At 66.9% G+C, this 14,797-nt stretch carries 16 protein-coding genes; 9 read left to right on the top strand and 7 right to left on the bottom strand.

Annotated elements, in window-relative coordinates; genetic code table 11:
* The first annotated feature begins 137 nt into the window (after positions 1-137).
* The 3 genes from ACH4YP_RS43520 to ACH4YP_RS43510 all read left to right on the top strand — a co-directional run bounded on the left by ACH4YP_RS43520 (position 138) and on the right by ACH4YP_RS43510 (position 2,933).
* Entirely contained in the window at positions 138-353 is a 216-nt protein-coding gene (locus ACH4YP_RS43520; protein ID WP_398496816.1) for a hypothetical protein, read from the top strand.
* A gap of 263 nt (positions 354-616) precedes the next feature.
* Positions 617-1,153, top strand: coding sequence for a hypothetical protein (locus tag ACH4YP_RS43515; RefSeq protein WP_398496815.1), 537 nt, complete (start codon positions 617-619; stop codon positions 1,151-1,153).
* A 547-nt stretch (positions 1,154-1,700) separates the two neighbouring features.
* Complete coding sequence (locus tag ACH4YP_RS43510) at positions 1,701-2,933, top strand: malic enzyme-like protein (protein ID WP_398496813.1); 1,233 nt, start codon at positions 1,701-1,703, stop codon at positions 2,931-2,933.
* Between the two features lie 145 nt (positions 2,934-3,078).
* Here the strand turns inward: ACH4YP_RS43510 and ACH4YP_RS43505 are convergent, their stop codons facing one another.
* On the bottom strand, positions 3,079-3,300 hold the full coding sequence (locus ACH4YP_RS43505; RefSeq protein WP_398496811.1) for an IS3 family transposase: 222 nt from the start codon (positions 3,298-3,300) through the stop codon (positions 3,079-3,081).
* Between the two features lie 95 nt (positions 3,301-3,395).
* On the opposite strand from ACH4YP_RS43505, the gene ACH4YP_RS43500 reads away from it, so the two are divergent.
* Both ACH4YP_RS43500 and ACH4YP_RS43495 read left to right on the top strand, forming a co-directional pair.
* Entirely contained in the window at positions 3,396-3,617 is a 222-nt protein-coding gene (locus tag ACH4YP_RS43500) for a hypothetical protein (RefSeq protein WP_398496809.1), read from the top strand.
* 614 nt (positions 3,618-4,231) lie between these two features.
* A complete protein-coding gene (locus tag ACH4YP_RS43495; RefSeq protein WP_398496807.1) occupies positions 4,232-4,774 on the top strand; it encodes a TetR/AcrR family transcriptional regulator in 543 nt (180 codons plus the stop codon).
* An 82-nt stretch (positions 4,775-4,856) separates the two neighbouring features.
* Here ACH4YP_RS43495 and ACH4YP_RS43490 read toward each other — a convergent pair whose 3' ends face one another.
* Complete coding sequence (locus tag ACH4YP_RS43490) at positions 4,857-5,453, bottom strand: TetR/AcrR family transcriptional regulator (protein ID WP_398496805.1); 597 nt, start codon at positions 5,451-5,453, stop codon at positions 4,857-4,859.
* Between the two features lie 270 nt (positions 5,454-5,723).
* Between ACH4YP_RS43490 and ACH4YP_RS43485 the strand changes: the two genes are divergently transcribed.
* Positions 5,724-7,217 (top strand): MFS transporter, encoded by a 1,494-nt coding sequence (locus ACH4YP_RS43485; protein ID WP_398496803.1) that lies wholly within the window; start codon positions 5,724-5,726, stop codon positions 7,215-7,217.
* A 704-nt stretch (positions 7,218-7,921) separates the two neighbouring features.
* On the opposite strand, the gene ACH4YP_RS43480 is transcribed toward ACH4YP_RS43485, so the two are convergent.
* From ACH4YP_RS43480 to ACH4YP_RS43460, 5 genes are all read right to left on the bottom strand, one after another.
* On the bottom strand, positions 7,922-8,809 hold the full coding sequence (locus tag ACH4YP_RS43480) for a slipin family protein (RefSeq protein ID WP_398496801.1): 888 nt from the start codon (positions 8,807-8,809) through the stop codon (positions 7,922-7,924).
* A 380-nt stretch (positions 8,810-9,189) separates the two neighbouring features.
* Entirely contained in the window at positions 9,190-9,921 is a 732-nt protein-coding gene (locus ACH4YP_RS43475; RefSeq protein ID WP_398496800.1) for a CBS domain-containing protein, read from the bottom strand.
* A gap of 537 nt (positions 9,922-10,458) precedes the next feature.
* Positions 10,459-10,731: a hypothetical protein gene (locus ACH4YP_RS43470; RefSeq protein WP_398496798.1), complete on the bottom strand. Its 273-nt coding sequence runs from the start codon at positions 10,729-10,731 to the stop codon at positions 10,459-10,461.
* A 10-nt stretch (positions 10,732-10,741) separates the two neighbouring features.
* A complete protein-coding gene (locus ACH4YP_RS43465; protein ID WP_398496901.1) occupies positions 10,742-11,989 on the bottom strand; it encodes a cation:proton antiporter in 1,248 nt (415 codons plus the stop codon).
* Positions 11,990-11,994: 5 nt separating this feature from the next.
* The gene (locus ACH4YP_RS43460) at positions 11,995-12,465 is read right to left on the bottom strand and encodes a cation:proton antiporter regulatory subunit (protein WP_398496797.1); all 471 of its coding nucleotides are present in this window, start codon (positions 12,463-12,465) and stop codon (positions 11,995-11,997) included.
* A gap of 266 nt (positions 12,466-12,731) precedes the next feature.
* Here ACH4YP_RS43460 and ACH4YP_RS43455 point away from each other — a divergent pair, with 266 nt between their 5' ends.
* From ACH4YP_RS43455 to ACH4YP_RS43445, 3 genes are read left to right on the top strand one after another with little or no spacing between them, the layout of a single operon-like run.
* Positions 12,732-13,703, top strand: a complete 972-nt coding sequence (locus ACH4YP_RS43455) for a HAMP domain-containing sensor histidine kinase (protein ID WP_398496795.1) — start codon at positions 12,732-12,734, stop codon at positions 13,701-13,703.
* On the top strand, positions 13,700-14,353 hold the full coding sequence (locus tag ACH4YP_RS43450; RefSeq protein ID WP_398496793.1) for a response regulator: 654 nt from the start codon (positions 13,700-13,702) through the stop codon (positions 14,351-14,353). Before ACH4YP_RS43455 ends, ACH4YP_RS43450 begins: the two co-directional genes overlap by 4 nt.
* A gap of 47 nt (positions 14,354-14,400) precedes the next feature.
* On the top strand, positions 14,401-14,667 hold the full coding sequence (locus ACH4YP_RS43445) for a hypothetical protein (protein WP_398496791.1): 267 nt from the start codon (positions 14,401-14,403) through the stop codon (positions 14,665-14,667).
* Positions 14,668-14,797: the final 130 nt, after the last annotated feature.

The following is a 14,797-nucleotide window of genomic DNA, read 5'->3' as shown; positions in this document are numbered from 1 at the left end:
CATCCTAAAGATAGAGTGGCCTATGCATCAACCAGACGGCACTTTGGCAGGCATGCCGCGTGGAGCAAGGCGAAGGGGGTGGCAAGCGAGACACCTGCTCGCCTCAGAGGGCCAGCCGAACACCCCCAGCTCCCTGCTTGGCGTACTCCACGAATGCCGTCAAGGGCGGCGGGCTGTACCGCTCGGTGATCGTCACCCAACTCGACGAGGTTGCCCGCCGTATCCAGGACGACGTCCCACCGAAGGTGAAGTCCCGGGTGTTCGCGGCGACCGCCGACAGAAGCTATGACTTCCACGTGCCTCTGAAATTCCGCAAGGAGACCGCCCGTTTCGTGACGGCGTTGTCTTCCTGACCCCTGTGACACCGTGGCGCGAGACGCCCCGCTGTCTCGCCAGCCCAAGAAGGCACGACAGGAGTACCTCCCCCGCATGCAGCTGAGAACCTCAACCGCAAACCTCGTAACGCAACACACGCCTCATTCTTGACTGGTCGACCTACGCGCCGATCTGCTCCTGCCGCCCTTCAGGGCACGGTCGTCGACGTAATAGTGCGGCGAAGCATGTCCCAGGTTGCCCAGGGCACAAATCCCTTCGGCCGATCCGACAGGGGGACGGAATGCACGACGCTGAGTCGCGGATACGGCGAGTGGCGAGGCGCGCGCTACGGAAGCGGCTGATTCTGTTGGCCGCACTGTGGCTGGCTTTGCCGCTGCTCGCCGTGCTGTACGTGTATGCCGTCGACACCACCGAGGGCCCCCTCTTCTACGCGCCGGTGACCGCGGCGTGGTGGACTGTGTACTACAGCGGGCAATCGTGGAAGGAGCGCAGCCGGGTACTGGCGCTCCTTGACGAGGGCGAGTCACCGGTCGAGGTGTTCCCGGCCCGCCATCCCCACACCTCAGCACTACGGCGCACGGTCCGTGGTTGCTTCGTCGTCCTCACCGAACGCCGGGCCCTGGTGTTCACGTACAACAAGATCCTCGACACCCCGACCGCCGTCCTGTGGGCGGCCGACCGGAGCAAGTGTTCTGCCGAGCTGCGGGCCGACGGACGGCTTCTGACAGTCACAAGCCAAGGCACAAGGACGGCGTTCGGCATAGCCAATCGACGCAGGAAGGCGACAGCACACTTCGTGTCCGCACTCGGCGCATGATGCGACAGGCCCGCACCTTTCTCCCCAGCCTGAGGGAAGGGCAGGACCTTGAGTATGAAGATTCTAGTCTTGGGCGGTACATAGTCCCTGGCAGGAACATCGTCGTGGAGGCACCTCGTCGCGGCTGAGGCGTGACGGCGCTCAGCTGCGGCCGGTCTGGGCAGGACGTACCAGGGGTATGGCCATTTCGCGGAGACCGGACAGAAGCGGCAGATCTCAACCGGCTTGCCGGCCAGGGACCTTGGGACGCTGTGATCGATACGTCGAGTTCTGAGTTCCCGCCTCGTGACGTGCGCCTCGCCTTTCGGCATACAACCAGGCAGCGACGGAGCGGGTCCACCACCGCCACTGGCGACGGGAGTTCAGCGACCTGAGGTTCCCGCGGCGGCAGCGTTCGAGTGGGGGTCCGTCGGAGCGGGCGCTCTCGGCGGCGAGGCCGCCTGCCTGGTCGTGGTCGACGTACTGCCCACCATCGTGATGGATGCCATGTGGCAGGCTCCTGGCACGTTGTCGTCGTAGCCGTTTCACGCACAGAAAGCCGAACCTTTTGCCCGCCACACCGCCTGCCAGCGCGAATCCGGCCTTCAGTATCCGCATCCACATCCCCGAACGAGCCCTCGCCGCTGTGGAAGCGGTCGCCGTAAATGCGCCGGGCGCTGTCAGCGCCCAAACTTGCCCGCCGGATGCCACTGGAGCGCATCGCGTGCTCCTGGACGCCGACAGCGGCTCGACATTGGCGTGGCTCACCAGCACTCTGCGGGAACGCCTGGGCGCAGACCTCCTCCTGTGCGAGGACCTGGTCTTCACCACCGCCTCCACCGGCAAGCTCAGCCAGCACATCAGCGCCTCGACAGCCAGCGATCACGACGTCGCGCTGCTGGATGCGGACGCCGACCGCCGGGTGATCAAGCACCTGGTCGACCACCCCGAACACATCAACCGCTACACCGGCCGTGCACATCGGGTAGCGCTTGTGTCCGACGCGAGCGCGGTCTTGGACTTCGATCACCTGCCCGCGTCCATCGCTCTGCCGGCGGTCGAGTCCCAGGCGGTCCATCTGCGCCGCACGACGGGCCTGGACATCCTGCCCCTGCCCGTCGCCGTAGACCGTGCCGAGGATCTGGCCGCCGCTGTGCGACTGCTCGCCCCCGGCATCATCGCGGCTGTCTTCATCCACACCCGCCTCGACCACGTCCATGCCGCTCAAGCCGCCCTCACGGACTGCCCCGTCCTGCTGCTGGACTCCATCAACGATGGTCTGGCCATCGCTGCGGCTGCCGCGGCATACACCACGCTGCGCCAGCACAACATCGACGTGCAGCAGGCCCGGGTGGTATGTGTGGCTCCCAACCGCGGCGGTGACCTGTGCGGCCTCCTCGTGGCCAGCGGCATCACCGACCTCACGCTCTACGATCCCCTCATCCAGGGAATCCACGTCCTCCACGAGCTGGCCGACCGTACCGACCTGATTGTCGACCTGTTCGGTCTGATCGCCCCTCCGCCCGGCATCCCCGTCCTCCACGCACGCCCGGAAACACCCCCGCCCTTCGCTGCGGCCACTACCGGCCCGCGGCCCCTGCACACCCTTCCCGGCCTGCTGGCCGCCGCAGTAGCCACCGGCAAACCGATCACTGCACACGCCCGCATCGCGGCCGTCCGCGCCCTCATCGAGCAGACGCGGCCAGGTCAGATCCTGCCCCCGCTGGATCACCCCGGCCTGACCCCTGCCGTCACCTCGGCCGTCGTCACCGCCCTCATGGGCAATTCGGGCGAAACCTGAGACGCGGCACTGCCCAGACCATGAGCCGCTTTGAACGGAACAGATCCGTTCCCCGCCCAGGATCGTCACCGTCACCGCTCCGCACCGGTTTGAGGTTCCCCCGGCGTGCGGGAAGTGCTGATCAGCTGGTCAGCTGGTCAGCTGGTCAGCTGGTCAGGGCGGGTTGACGGGGTTTCAGGTTCGTTCGTTCGGCCGTTGCCCGGTTGGCGTAGTGCTTCTCCTCGAACTCGATCGGGCTGAGGTAGCCGAGCCGTTTCTGGATGCGCCGGGAGTTGTAGAAGCTGTCGATGTACTCGAAGAGCGCGAGGTTGGCCTCGGCCCGGGTGGTGAAGGTGCGGCCGCGGATGCACTCGGTTTTGATGAGCATCCAGAGGTTCTCCGCGAGGGCGCTGACAGTCGTATGCGTCGCCGACCGAGCCGATGGAGGCTGCGATGCCGTCGCGGTCCAGGTGCTCGGCGAGCTTGAACAAGGTGTACACCAGTCAGCAATTCGCCACTCTGGCAACGGAGTTCGGCCTGTCGGCCCGGGCCAGCCAGCCCGACGACATCCGCGCCTGGCAATGGTGGAGTCTGCACGAGATGCAGGAGGCGACCCAGACGATCTATCCGCTTGGCCTCGCAGACCTCATCACCGGCTATCTCCGAAACGGGCCGCCAGCCACACCGCTCGAACTGACCGGTTAGGAGAGCGGGAAAAAACGTCGGAGGTCAGGCCGCCAGCGCGACGTCCTGGGGCGGGACTGGTGAAGCCAGGGTGCCTGAAAAGAATCTTGGGTGGGGTGTCATCAGAACGGCCGGCTCGCGCCTCTTCTGTGTGAACGGCCGTCGCTTCAGTCCGGAGCGCTCAAGGGCCGCACACTGAAAGGGAGGTCAGCCGTAGAGCTCTTCGACATGCTGGTGGTGGGGTTCCTGCTCCTAGCCAGTCCCGAGAGTCAGGAAACTGCTGGACAGCGTGGCGTACCGGAACCGGGCGCGGGGGAAGGCCGAGACTACTTCCCCGCCTTGAAGGTCATCGTCGGCTCAGACCACCGCATCCGAACTGTTCACATCGGCGACATGCTTCCCGAAAGCTATGTCTGGGCCAACCACCGGCTCGACGGGATGGCCCATTCCGCCTCCTTTGCGATAGTTGTTCGCTTAGGCCATATAGGGCACGGCCTACCCGTACGAGGCCATTCATGGCCAGTAGAAGCACGATGACGAAGATCAGGGCACAGGGCGAGATAGGGGCGAGCATGCGGGCATGCAGGTCGGACGCAGATACCGAGCGAAACCGCCGGGGGCCTCGTACGGACGCCGTGCACAACCGGGCCAGGATCCTGGCCGCGGCCCAGGAGTCGTTAGCGGAGCTCGGGCCGGAAGCCGCCCTGGATGAGATCGCACGCCGTGCGGCTGTCGGTAACGCCACGCTCTACCGGCATTTCCCCAGCCGGGAAGATCTGTTGGCTGCAGTGCTCGAGCAGGTCGCCGTGAACGGCGCCGACGCGGCGGAAGAGGCCGCCGCCCAGGAAGACGACCCGTATTCCGCCTTGTGCCACTTTGCGCGAGCCGTTGCCCTGCAACGGCTCGCCGCCCTGTGTTGTCTGTCGGGCGAGTTGATGGGCGCACGACCGGAGTTGTCCCTGCAGAAGGAGCGCTTCGTGCAGGCGGCCCAGCGGCTTCTGAGTCACGCACAGCAGGCCGGACAGGTACGGGCGGATGTGTCGCTGGAGGAGGTCATGGCAGCTCTCGCCCAGCTCAGCCGCCCGCTCCCTGGTACCAGTTGGTCGGCCGCCGACCAGGTCAGCCCCTTCACCGTGCAGATGTACCTGGACGGCCTCCTGGTGCGGGCCGATGTCTGAAATCAGTCCGACCGTCAGCCCTTCCATCTCACGCCCTGCACGGCCTTCTGGGGCAGCCCGGAGCGCGCCGCATGCGCGGTTCTCAGCGTGAGCGCAGGCCGTCGAGCAGGAGTGAGATGAGCTGTTCCGTCGGATCGGGACCGATGCCGCTCTGCTCGGCGGTCAGCGAGATAGCGTTGACGATCCGCAGGAGGGCCAGTTCATCGATGTCCGCGCGCACTGCCCCGGCCTCCTGTGCCTTGGTGAGCAGGTCGGCTGCCGCGGACCGGATGGTGTCGCGGCACCACGACCCCAGCTCCGCGCCCTCGTCGCGCAGCGCGATCACGAGGAGGCCCTTGAGTCCCTCGTACACGCTCATGCGGGACACCGCCATCCGTAGCCAGGATGCCAGCGCGTCCACGGGGTCCCTGGACAGCGCCAACGTCCTCGCGTGGTCGCTCAGCTGCTGGATCTCGTCGCGGTACACGGTTTCGAGGAGGGCCTCGCGGGTGGGGAAATGGCGGTACAGGGTGGCGTTGCCGACTCCGGCGCGCTTGGCGATGTCGTCGAGCGAGGTACCCGCGCCGTGCTCGGCGAACGCCTCGCTCGCCGCGGTGAGCAGCCGCTCGTAGTTGCGGCGGGCGTCAGCTCTCGTCGGCGGCTGCCGCGGGCCCTGCGGCCCCCCGCTCGTAAACGTCATGCACGCTTCCCTGCTGTGTAGCCCGGTCGCCCCGGGCTGATGCGACAGCCAGCGGACGAGCTGGTGGTGCTCGCTCGCGGTGTCCAACACCCATCTTACGTCCGCCACTTGAGAAGCGGGGACAGTCCCTGTATCTTCCCGGAGAGTTAAACGGGGACAGTCCCTGATTTTGCCTCGGCGCCGCGTACGCGCCCGCCCGCACTCCGGCACGAGAGTGCTCCCCCTACCGCTTCCCGGACCAGGTACAGAGTCCGCCGCTCTAGGAGAGAGATGACCGAGCAAGGCACCGTTGCCGACGGACGCCCCCCGTCCGGCACGATCGAGAACCAGGCCGGTACCCCGCAGACTCGGCACTCCGGCATCATTCTCGCGATCATCGCCGTCACCTACCTGATGATCAGCGTCGACGCCACCGTGGTGAATATCGCGCTGCCGAAGATCCAGGAGGATCTCGGCTTCTCACGCACCAGCTTGGCCTGGGTGATCAACGCCTACACCGTGGTGTTCGGCGGGCTGCTGCTGTTCGGAGGCCGGATCGGCGACATCCTCGGCAAACGCCGCATGCTCACCTTAGGCACCCTGATCTTCACCGCCGCCTCGCTGGTGGGCGGACTGGCGCAGTCCCCCGGGCTGCTCATCGCAGCCCGCGCCGTACAGGGGCTCGGCGCGGCACTGGCCGCACCGAGCACCATGTCCCTGATCGCCACCAACTTCGAAGAAGGCGCTCTCCGGACCAAGGCGCTCAGCGTCTACTCCGCCACCGCGGGTGCCGGCGGCTCCATCGGCCTGATCCTCGGCGGCGTACTGACCGACTGGGCCTCGTGGCGCTGGGTGCTCTTCATCAACGTCCCCATCGGTCTCGCCATCGCCGTGCTGGCGCCGCGCTACATCCGCGAGCCCGTCCACCAGCGCAACAAGGTGGACATCGTCGGCACCGTAACCGCCACGCTCGGCATGGTGGCGCTGGTCTACGCGTTCATCAGGGTGCCTGAGCACGGATGGAGCGACGGGCTCACCATCGGCTCGTACGTTCTCGCCGGCGTGCTGCTCGCCGCGTTCCTGGTGGTCGAAACCCGCGTCGACCCGCCCATCCTGCCGCTGCGCCTGTTCGCCAGCCGCAACCGGTCGGGCGCGTACCTGAACGTCCTGCTGCTCACCGCCAGCATGATGGGCCTGTTCTTCTTCCTGGCCCAGTACGTGCAGGACGTGATGGGCTACAGCCCCGCCAGGTCCGGCTTCGCCTTCCTGCCGATGACACTCGGGATGTTCGCCACCGTCACCCAAGTGGCCACACTCCTGAAGAAGTTCGGCGCCAAGCGCCTCATGGTCGCCGGGGCCGCGCTGATGGCCGGAGCCTTTGTCTGGCTCACCCAGCTCACCGAGACCAGCGCCTACTGGACCGGGGTCTTCGGGCCGCTGCTGATGTTCGGCGTCGGCATGGGGCTGAGCTTCATGCCGATGAACATGACGGTGCTCGCCGGAGTGGACCCCAAGGACGCCGGAGCCGCTTCCGGCAGCGTGCAGACCATGATGCAGCTCGGTGGCGCCCTCGGACTCGCTGTCCTCGTCACGGTGTTCGGCACGGCGGGCAAGAACGCCGCCGACGAACCGCGGGGCGGTGCCTCGCCCGTGGAGTGGGCGCACCACGTCTTCACCGAGGGAATGCAGAGCGCGTTCGTGGCGGGCACCGCATTCCTCGTCTTCGCGCTGCTGGTCGCCCTCGTCGTCATCAAGAGCCCGGCGAAGCGCAAGCAGTCGGCCTGAGCCGGCGAATCGGCCCGTCACGGGTTTTCCCGCTCTCCGGTTAGGGCTCAGCACGATCCGAAGGTCACTGGAGTGCCAGGCGACTTGACTGGTGCAGAGAAGCACACCAGACACTGAAGCCGACCTACGTGGAGAGCCCGTGTCCAGTCTCCGACCGAACGGCGGAGCAACGTCCTTGACGAGCCAAGCCTCTGGATCGACTCGTCAGAATCGACAACCTGCAACGAGACCGTCGACATGGACGGCGTGCTCACCGTCGGCCTCCGGTCTGGCTCGGACCACGCCGCCACTGTGACCATCACCATCACTGACGCCGGTGGCCAGGAAGACACTCGCATCGTCTCCTCCCAAAGCACCAAGACCATCGCCGTCCGCTCCGGCTCCAGGGTCCGGGTCACGTATGCCGCCGGCCCGGAAAGCCACGCAGCGGTCAGCTGGACCCGTCCGGACTTCGACCACGGGGTCGGAGAGAGCTCACGGGTGACGGTGAAGCGTCTGTCGTTGACCGCAGCGGTCCACACGCCGCGGCCGAACCACTTCGTGATATTCGGCCGCCTCTCGGCGGTGGTGCGCATCCCGCTCGCATGCGAGCGCCGCACCGCGAACGCCTCGGGGCCGCACCAGCGGTGGATGGCGGGCGCGACCGCCGACAAGGCCAGACGAGGCACACCCGTGCCGACAGCGGCATCTCCTGTGAATGGAAGTCACCGCGCACTAGCGTCGGCCTCTCGCTCAGGCTCTTCGGGGGTGTGCTCCTCCAGCGCGGGATTGTCCTTCGCCGGCTCTACAGGAGCCGGTTGCGCGAGCGGCACCGCAGGCTGGGCGGGCTGGTGTGGAGTGGCTCTTTCCAGGAACCGCAGCAGCTCGACCGGGAAAGGCAGGACGAGGGTGGAGTTCTTTTCGGCAGCGACAGCCACCACGGTCTGCAACAGCCGGAGCTGAAGCGCCGCGGGCTGGTCGGACATCACCGAGGCCGCTTGCGCGAGTTTCTTGGATGCTTGCAGCTCGGCGTCGGCGTTGATGACCCGCGCGCGGCGTTCGCGGTCTGCCTCTGCCTGCCGGGCCATCGACCGCTTCATCGTCTCCGGGAGGGAGACGTCCTTGATCTCAACGCGGTCGATGGTTACCCCCCATTCGACGGCAGGGCTGTCCATCATCAGTTCCAGGCCCTCGTTGAGCTTCTCCCGGTTGGAGAGCAGATCATCGAGATTGCTCTTGCCGAGGATCGAGCGCAGTGAGGTCTGCGCCATCTGGGAGACCGCGAAGCGGTAGTCCTCGACCCGGATGATCGCCTCTGCCGCGTCGACGACCTTGAAGTAGATGACCGCGTCCACCCGTACGGTGACGTTGTCGCGGGTGATGCCGTCCTGCGCCGGAACGGGCATTGTCACGATCTGCATATTGACCTTGTGCAGCCGATCCACCCCGGGGATCACCATGGTGAACCCCGGCCCCCGGATGTTGCGGCGCAGCCGCCCGAAGCGAAGGACCACTCCCCGCTCGTACTGCTTCACTACCCGGGCTGCCGCCGCCAAATACAGCACAGCGGCTGACCCCGCTACAGCTCCTGCCGTCAGCAGTTCCTCGACCATCACAGTCCCCTGCCTGCCGGAACGGATGCCATGTATGTTTTATGCCCGAATGATGACTGCTCGACCCTTTCTTGAGGGTGCTGTGGCCGGCCACAGGGGTAGCCCTGAGCAGGGTTTTCCAGGCTATGTGAAGCGGCTGGCGCTTCAGTCGGTGACGGTTCAGCGGGGCCAGCACCCAGGTGTACGCCCCCCCAGGGGACGGGCCTATTGTTCCTGGAGTGAGCAGTTCTGCATCGCGGTGCACCGAAACTCAGCGCCGCGGGCCCCGGCCGACCGGCATGAGGAACAAGTACCGCGCACGCCAGCACCCCGTCGGGAAACAGGGCGAACCGAGCCTCGCGGCGGCCATCGCGAACAGCAATGCTGCATAAACGTCAGGCCTAGAGTTTGCGGAGCCAATCGTCCGCCACCCCGTGCGGGGCGCGTTCGGTGAGCCGCAGATGTGCGTCGTCGTGACGGAAGGTGAGTTGGTCGTCGACGGCAACTACGCCGTCGATCTGGCGGGTCATGCGCACAGCGATCTCGATTTCAGTGCGGTGCTCGAGCTGCCCGGACAACGTCACTACGCCTTCCCGCACGGTGATGTCGACGGCTTGCGGAGGCAAGGACAGAGTACCGGCAATGACTTCGTCGATGACATCACTGCGTATGTCGTCGTCCGTCCGCAGGAAGATTTGCAGAAGGTCGCGGCGGGTCACCATACCCACGAGATGTTGCTCTTCATCCACCACTGGCAGGCGTTCGATGTGGTGCCTGGCCATAGTGCGGGCGGCCTCGGCGACATCGACATCGGCGTGCACCGTGACGACGGGGCGAGACATCAGCTGCTCTGCGGTACGAGCATGGGCCTTGGTCCTACGCTGGCGTGAGGCGGAGCTGATACGGGGCCAGTGAAAGCGGCGCGGAGGGCGGTAGGGGTCGTCGGCCTCGACCTGACGGGCCAGAAGATCCGTCTCGGAGACCACCCCGATGACTCGCTGGTTGACGTCGACGATAGGGAGACCGCTGATGCCGTGCTGGTTGAGGAGGCGGGCGACCTCCTTGAAGGAAGCGTCGTACCCAGCTTTGACGACGTTGCTTGTCATCACTGCCCCGACATTGCTGCGTTTCATGTCCTTCCCCTCTTTGATGAGGACGGAGATGTCGGACTGTCAGCCGACCCCTAACAGCACATTGAGAGGCAGAGCCCAGTCGCAACGGCGGTCCATCCAGATGGTTCAGGCCTTGGCCCTCGCACTATCAACTTGGCACGTCAGCGCCGCATGACGGGAATAGGCGACGTTTTTGTCTGAGATGTGCAACGCCACTTCTCTCACCCCACGACGAACCTCGGTGCCTCTCAAGCAGGAGCTGGCAAATCTCGGGGCCTCGGCGTCCCAGGGCGCGTGTAGCCCAACGCTTCTGGCGCGGCCGAACTTACGGCCCCGCCACAGCGTGGCGCCGCAAAGAGGAGGCGTCTATCCGTGGTGACACCCATATCCAGCGACCGGATCTCTATCGATCCATCAGGGCCTCAGCACGGTCCTGCTCATCGCCCCCGCACCATCGTGATGTGCCGACAGCTCGGCGTTCCCGTGGTGCCGTACTTGATTGCCGAGTGACGGCCTGCAACATCGGCGGCGGCACCTTGATCGGTGCCCCGCCCAACATCATGATTGTCTCCCGGGCGGAACTGTCCTTCGCTGGCGCCGACGGGCCGCGGTCCGGCATGCCAGATACACCAGGCTCACCGGCCACAGCACGATGAGGGCGGTCAGCGTGACGGCGCTGGAGAGCGGGTGGCGGGCGGTCTCCGACCGCCAGGCCGGGCTGCGCAGCAGCAGGCGGGGCAGGCTGTGGCCGATACCCACGGCGCCGCCCAGATATACGGCGAGGGCGCGGCGAGCAGCAGCGCAGTGTCCTGGCTCGTGATCGCCGCCCATCTGTCCTCGCTCATGCAGGTCCGACAGGGCCCTGGCCTTGGACCGTCTCCGTGGCCCCGTCCACTGAGGACACTGCTGCCGGGCGTGGCTCTGGCGGGGCGCGGCGCCGGGTGATCCAGGCGGCGGCCGGTTCGGTGTAGCGGGCGGTGAGCGGGCCGATGACCACGAGGATGAGCACGTATGCGGTGGCCAGTGGGCCGAGTGAGGGTTCGATGCCGGCGGTGACGGCGAGTCCGGCGATGACGATGGAGAACTCGCCGCGGGCCACCAGGGTTCCCCCGGCGCGCCAGCGGCCCTTGGTGCCCACCCCGGCGCGTTTGGCGGCCCAGTACCCCGTGGCGATCTTCGTCCCGGCGGTGACGACGGCCAGCGCGAGCGCGGGCAGCAGCACGGGCGGGATGCTGGCAGGATCGGTGTGCAGGCCGAAGAAGACGAAGAACACGGCGGCGAACAGGTCGCGCAGCGGGGAGAGCAGCCCGTGCGCCCCCTCGGCGACCTCACCGGACAGTGCGATGCCCACCAGGAACGCCCCCACGGCCGCGGAGACCTGCAGTTGCTGTGCGACGCCCGCGACCAGCAGAGTCAGGCCCAGCACGACCAGCAGCAGCTTCTCGGGGTCGTCGCTGGAGACGAAACGGGAGATGTGGCGTCCGTAGCGCACCGCGACCACCAGGACCAGTCCGGCGGCGCCGAGCGCGATGGCCAGGGTGGCGCTGCCCGCGGCGAGGCCGGCCCCGGCCAGCAGCGCGGTGATGATCGGCAGGTAGACGGCCATGGCAAGGTCCTCGAGGACCAGGATGCTCAGGATCACCGGGGTCTCGCGGTTGCCGAGGCGGCCCAGGTCGCCCAGGACCTTGGCGATGACGCCGGAGGAGGAGATCCAGGTGACACCGGCCAGCACGACGGCGGCGACCGGGCCCCAGCCCAGAATGAGGGCCATCGCTGCGCCGGGCAGGGCGTTGAGGGCAGCGTCGACAAGTCCGGCTGGGTACTGGGTCTTGAGGTTGGAGACCAGGTCGGTGGCGGTGTATTCCAGGCCGAGCATGAGCAGCAGCAGGATGACGCCGATCTCGGCGCCGATCGCGACGAACTCCTCGCTGGTGCCCAGCGGCAGCAGCCCGCCCTCGCCGAACGCGAGCCCAGCTAGCAGATATAGCGGGATCGGCGAGAACTGCAGGCGCCCGGCCAGCCTGCCGAGCAGCCCGAGGCCCAGGATGATCGCGCCGAACTCGATCAGGAAGATGGCGGACGAGTGCACTGTGCTCACTGCCTTCCGAGTATCGTCGCCGCCGTCTCGACGCCCTCTCGGGTGCCGATCACGATCAGGATGTCGCCGCCGGCCAGCCGGAAGTCAGGCGTCGGTGAGGGGATCGCCTGCGCCCGGCGCAGAACGGCCACGATCGAGGCTCCGGTCTCGGTGCGCATCCGGGTGTCGCCGAGGACGCGGCCGTTCCAGTGCGAGGTTGAGGACAGCTCGATCCGCTCGGCCACCAGGCCCAGGTCTGTGGTGGACAGCAGGTTCGGGCTGTGGTGTGAGGGCGCCAGCGCGTCGATCAGTGACGCCGTCTCCGGCTCCGTCAGACGCAGCGACTGCGCGCATGCGTCCGGGTCATCGGTCCGGTAGACGTTCACTGTCCGGGTCCCGTCCCGATGCGCGATCACCGACATGTGGCGGCGCTCCCGCGTGGTGAGGTCGTACTGGACACCGATACCTGGCAAGGGCGTGGTGCTCATCCGTGGAGCAGGCACAACCCCTCCCTCCATGTTCGTCGTGATGGTGGTGCGGCGCGCAGCCGAATCAATCCAGTGGTCCGGTGCGGCGAGGGCTCATGTTGCCAGCTACGAACAGGCCGACGATATGGGTGTCAGCACGGATGGACACGGTGTGCTCGCAGCGGTCAGAGTGAGGCGGGGCGGTGGGTCCTGCCGCAGGCCAGAGCCCTGCATGGGCCAATCGGCAACGGCGGAGGTAAGGATCACCGGGAAGAGAGCACACGATCATGTCGTTGTACTGGCGGATCTTCCTGCTCAATGCAGTGGTACTCGTTGTCGCAATCCTGCTGCTCCTGGGTCCTGTCACCGTCTCCACCCCGGTGCTGTTCGGTGAAGCGCTGGTCTTGATAGTCGGGCTGGTGGTGATGCTGATTGCGAATGCCGTCCTGCTACGGATCGGACTCGCACCACTGGCCCGCCTTACCCAAACCATGGTCACCGCTGACCTGCTCAAGCCCGGCAGTCGCACGACCGTCACCGGACACGGCGAGATCGCCGAACTCACCACCAGCTTCAACGCCATGCTCGCCCGGCTGGAGGCCGAACGCGCCACCAGTTCCGGCAGGGCACTGTCCGCGCAGGAAGCCGAACGCCGCCGCATCGCACAGGAACTCCACGACGAGGTCGGTCAGACCCTCACCGCCGTCCTGCTCCAGCTCAAACACGCGGCCGACCGCGCACCCCAGCCCGTACGCGAGGATCTGCGGCAGGCGCAGGAGACCACCCGCGCCGGGCTGGACGAGATCCGCCGCATTGCCCGCCGTCTGCGCCCCGGAGTCCTGGAGGAACTCGGCCTGTACAGCGCACTGCGCGCTCTGACGGCCGAGTTCGCCACCTCCCGTCTGAGCGCGACTGCATATATAACCCCCGGTCTGCCGCCCCTGGCCCCGGCAACCGAACTCGTCCTCTACCGCATCGCCCAGGAAGGGCTCACCAACACTGCCCGGCACGCCCGCGCCACCCTCGTCGAGGTCCATCTGCGTGCCCTGCCCAACGCCCGGGTGGGACTGCTGGTCCGCGACAACGGCCAAGGAATCGGCGTAGCAGCCGAAGGAGCCGGCATCAGCGGCATGCGCGAACGCGCCCTCCTCATTGGCGCCGACCTCGGCATCGGCCAAGGTCCCCACGGCGGCACCGAAATACGTCTGCAGGTCACCGGCAACACAGCCGACGACCGCCTCCAGGAGAACGCGCGATGACCACACCGGCCCGCATCCTGCTCGCAGACGACCACGCCCTGGTCCGTCACGGCGTCCGCCTCATCCTCGACGCCGAGCCGGACCTGACTGTCGTGGCCGAGGCCGCCGACGGAGTCGAAGCCATCGCCCAAGCTCAGGACAACGACATCGACCTGGCCATCCTCGACATCGCCATGCCCCGCCAGACCGGCCTGCAGGCCGCCCATGAACTGGCCCGCCTCCGTCCTAACCTGCGCACCCTGATGCTGACGATGTACGACAACGAGCAGTACTTCTTCGAGGCCCTCAAATCCGGCGCCTCCGGCTACGTCCCGAAGTCCGTCGCCGACCGTGACCTCGTCGAAGCCTGCCGCGCCGCTCTGCGCGACGAGCCCTTCATCTACCCCGGCGCCGAGACCACCCTCATCCGTACCTACCTGCACCGCGCCCGCACCGGCGAACAACTGCCCGCCCGCCCCATCACCGAACGCGAAGAGGAAATCCTCAAACTCGTTGCCGAGGGCCACACCTCCAAGGAGATCGCGCTCCTCCTCGTCATCAGCGTCAAAACCGTCGAACGCCACCGCTCCAACCTCCTCCAGAAACTCGGCCTGCGCGACCGCCTGGAACTCACCCGCTACGCCATCCGCGTCGGCATCATCGAGCCCTAACCCCGACATCGGACGCCCAGACCTCGGCCCGCGGGAGGAATCCGCACGTGCTACTACCGCTTGCCCTGCTTGCCGTGCTCTTCATCCTCGCCGTGAAATACACGCTCACGGCAGCCCGGTTGCCGGGCCTCCCGCGCTGGCGCAGGCTTCTGCCGTTGGCCCTTCTTCTGGCCGCAACCGGAGCCAGCCTGTTGCGGGCCGCCGACCTCCCTGAACCGGCCCGCCTGATCGCCTTCCCCTGCAACGTCGCCGCCATCGCCCTGGCCAGGCGAGAGATCCGCGCGTACCGCACCCGCACCGCGGCGACAGACTGAGCGTGTACAAAGACGTCACGTTGCAGTCGCCAACCGGCTGTATCACTGGAAGGAGTCGATTCGAGCCGACTCCTTCCGCTGCTGGTACTGCCCGTTCCAGACGTCGGCAAGCTCGCCAAGTGCGCTGTTG

The sequence above is a fragment of the Streptomyces sp. NPDC020747 genome (assembly GCF_044334695.1).
Taxonomy (GTDB): domain Bacteria; phylum Actinomycetota; class Actinomycetes; order Streptomycetales; family Streptomycetaceae; genus Streptomyces.
Note: the sequence above shows the minus strand (reverse complement) of the source record. Positions and strands in the feature narration are given on the sequence as shown.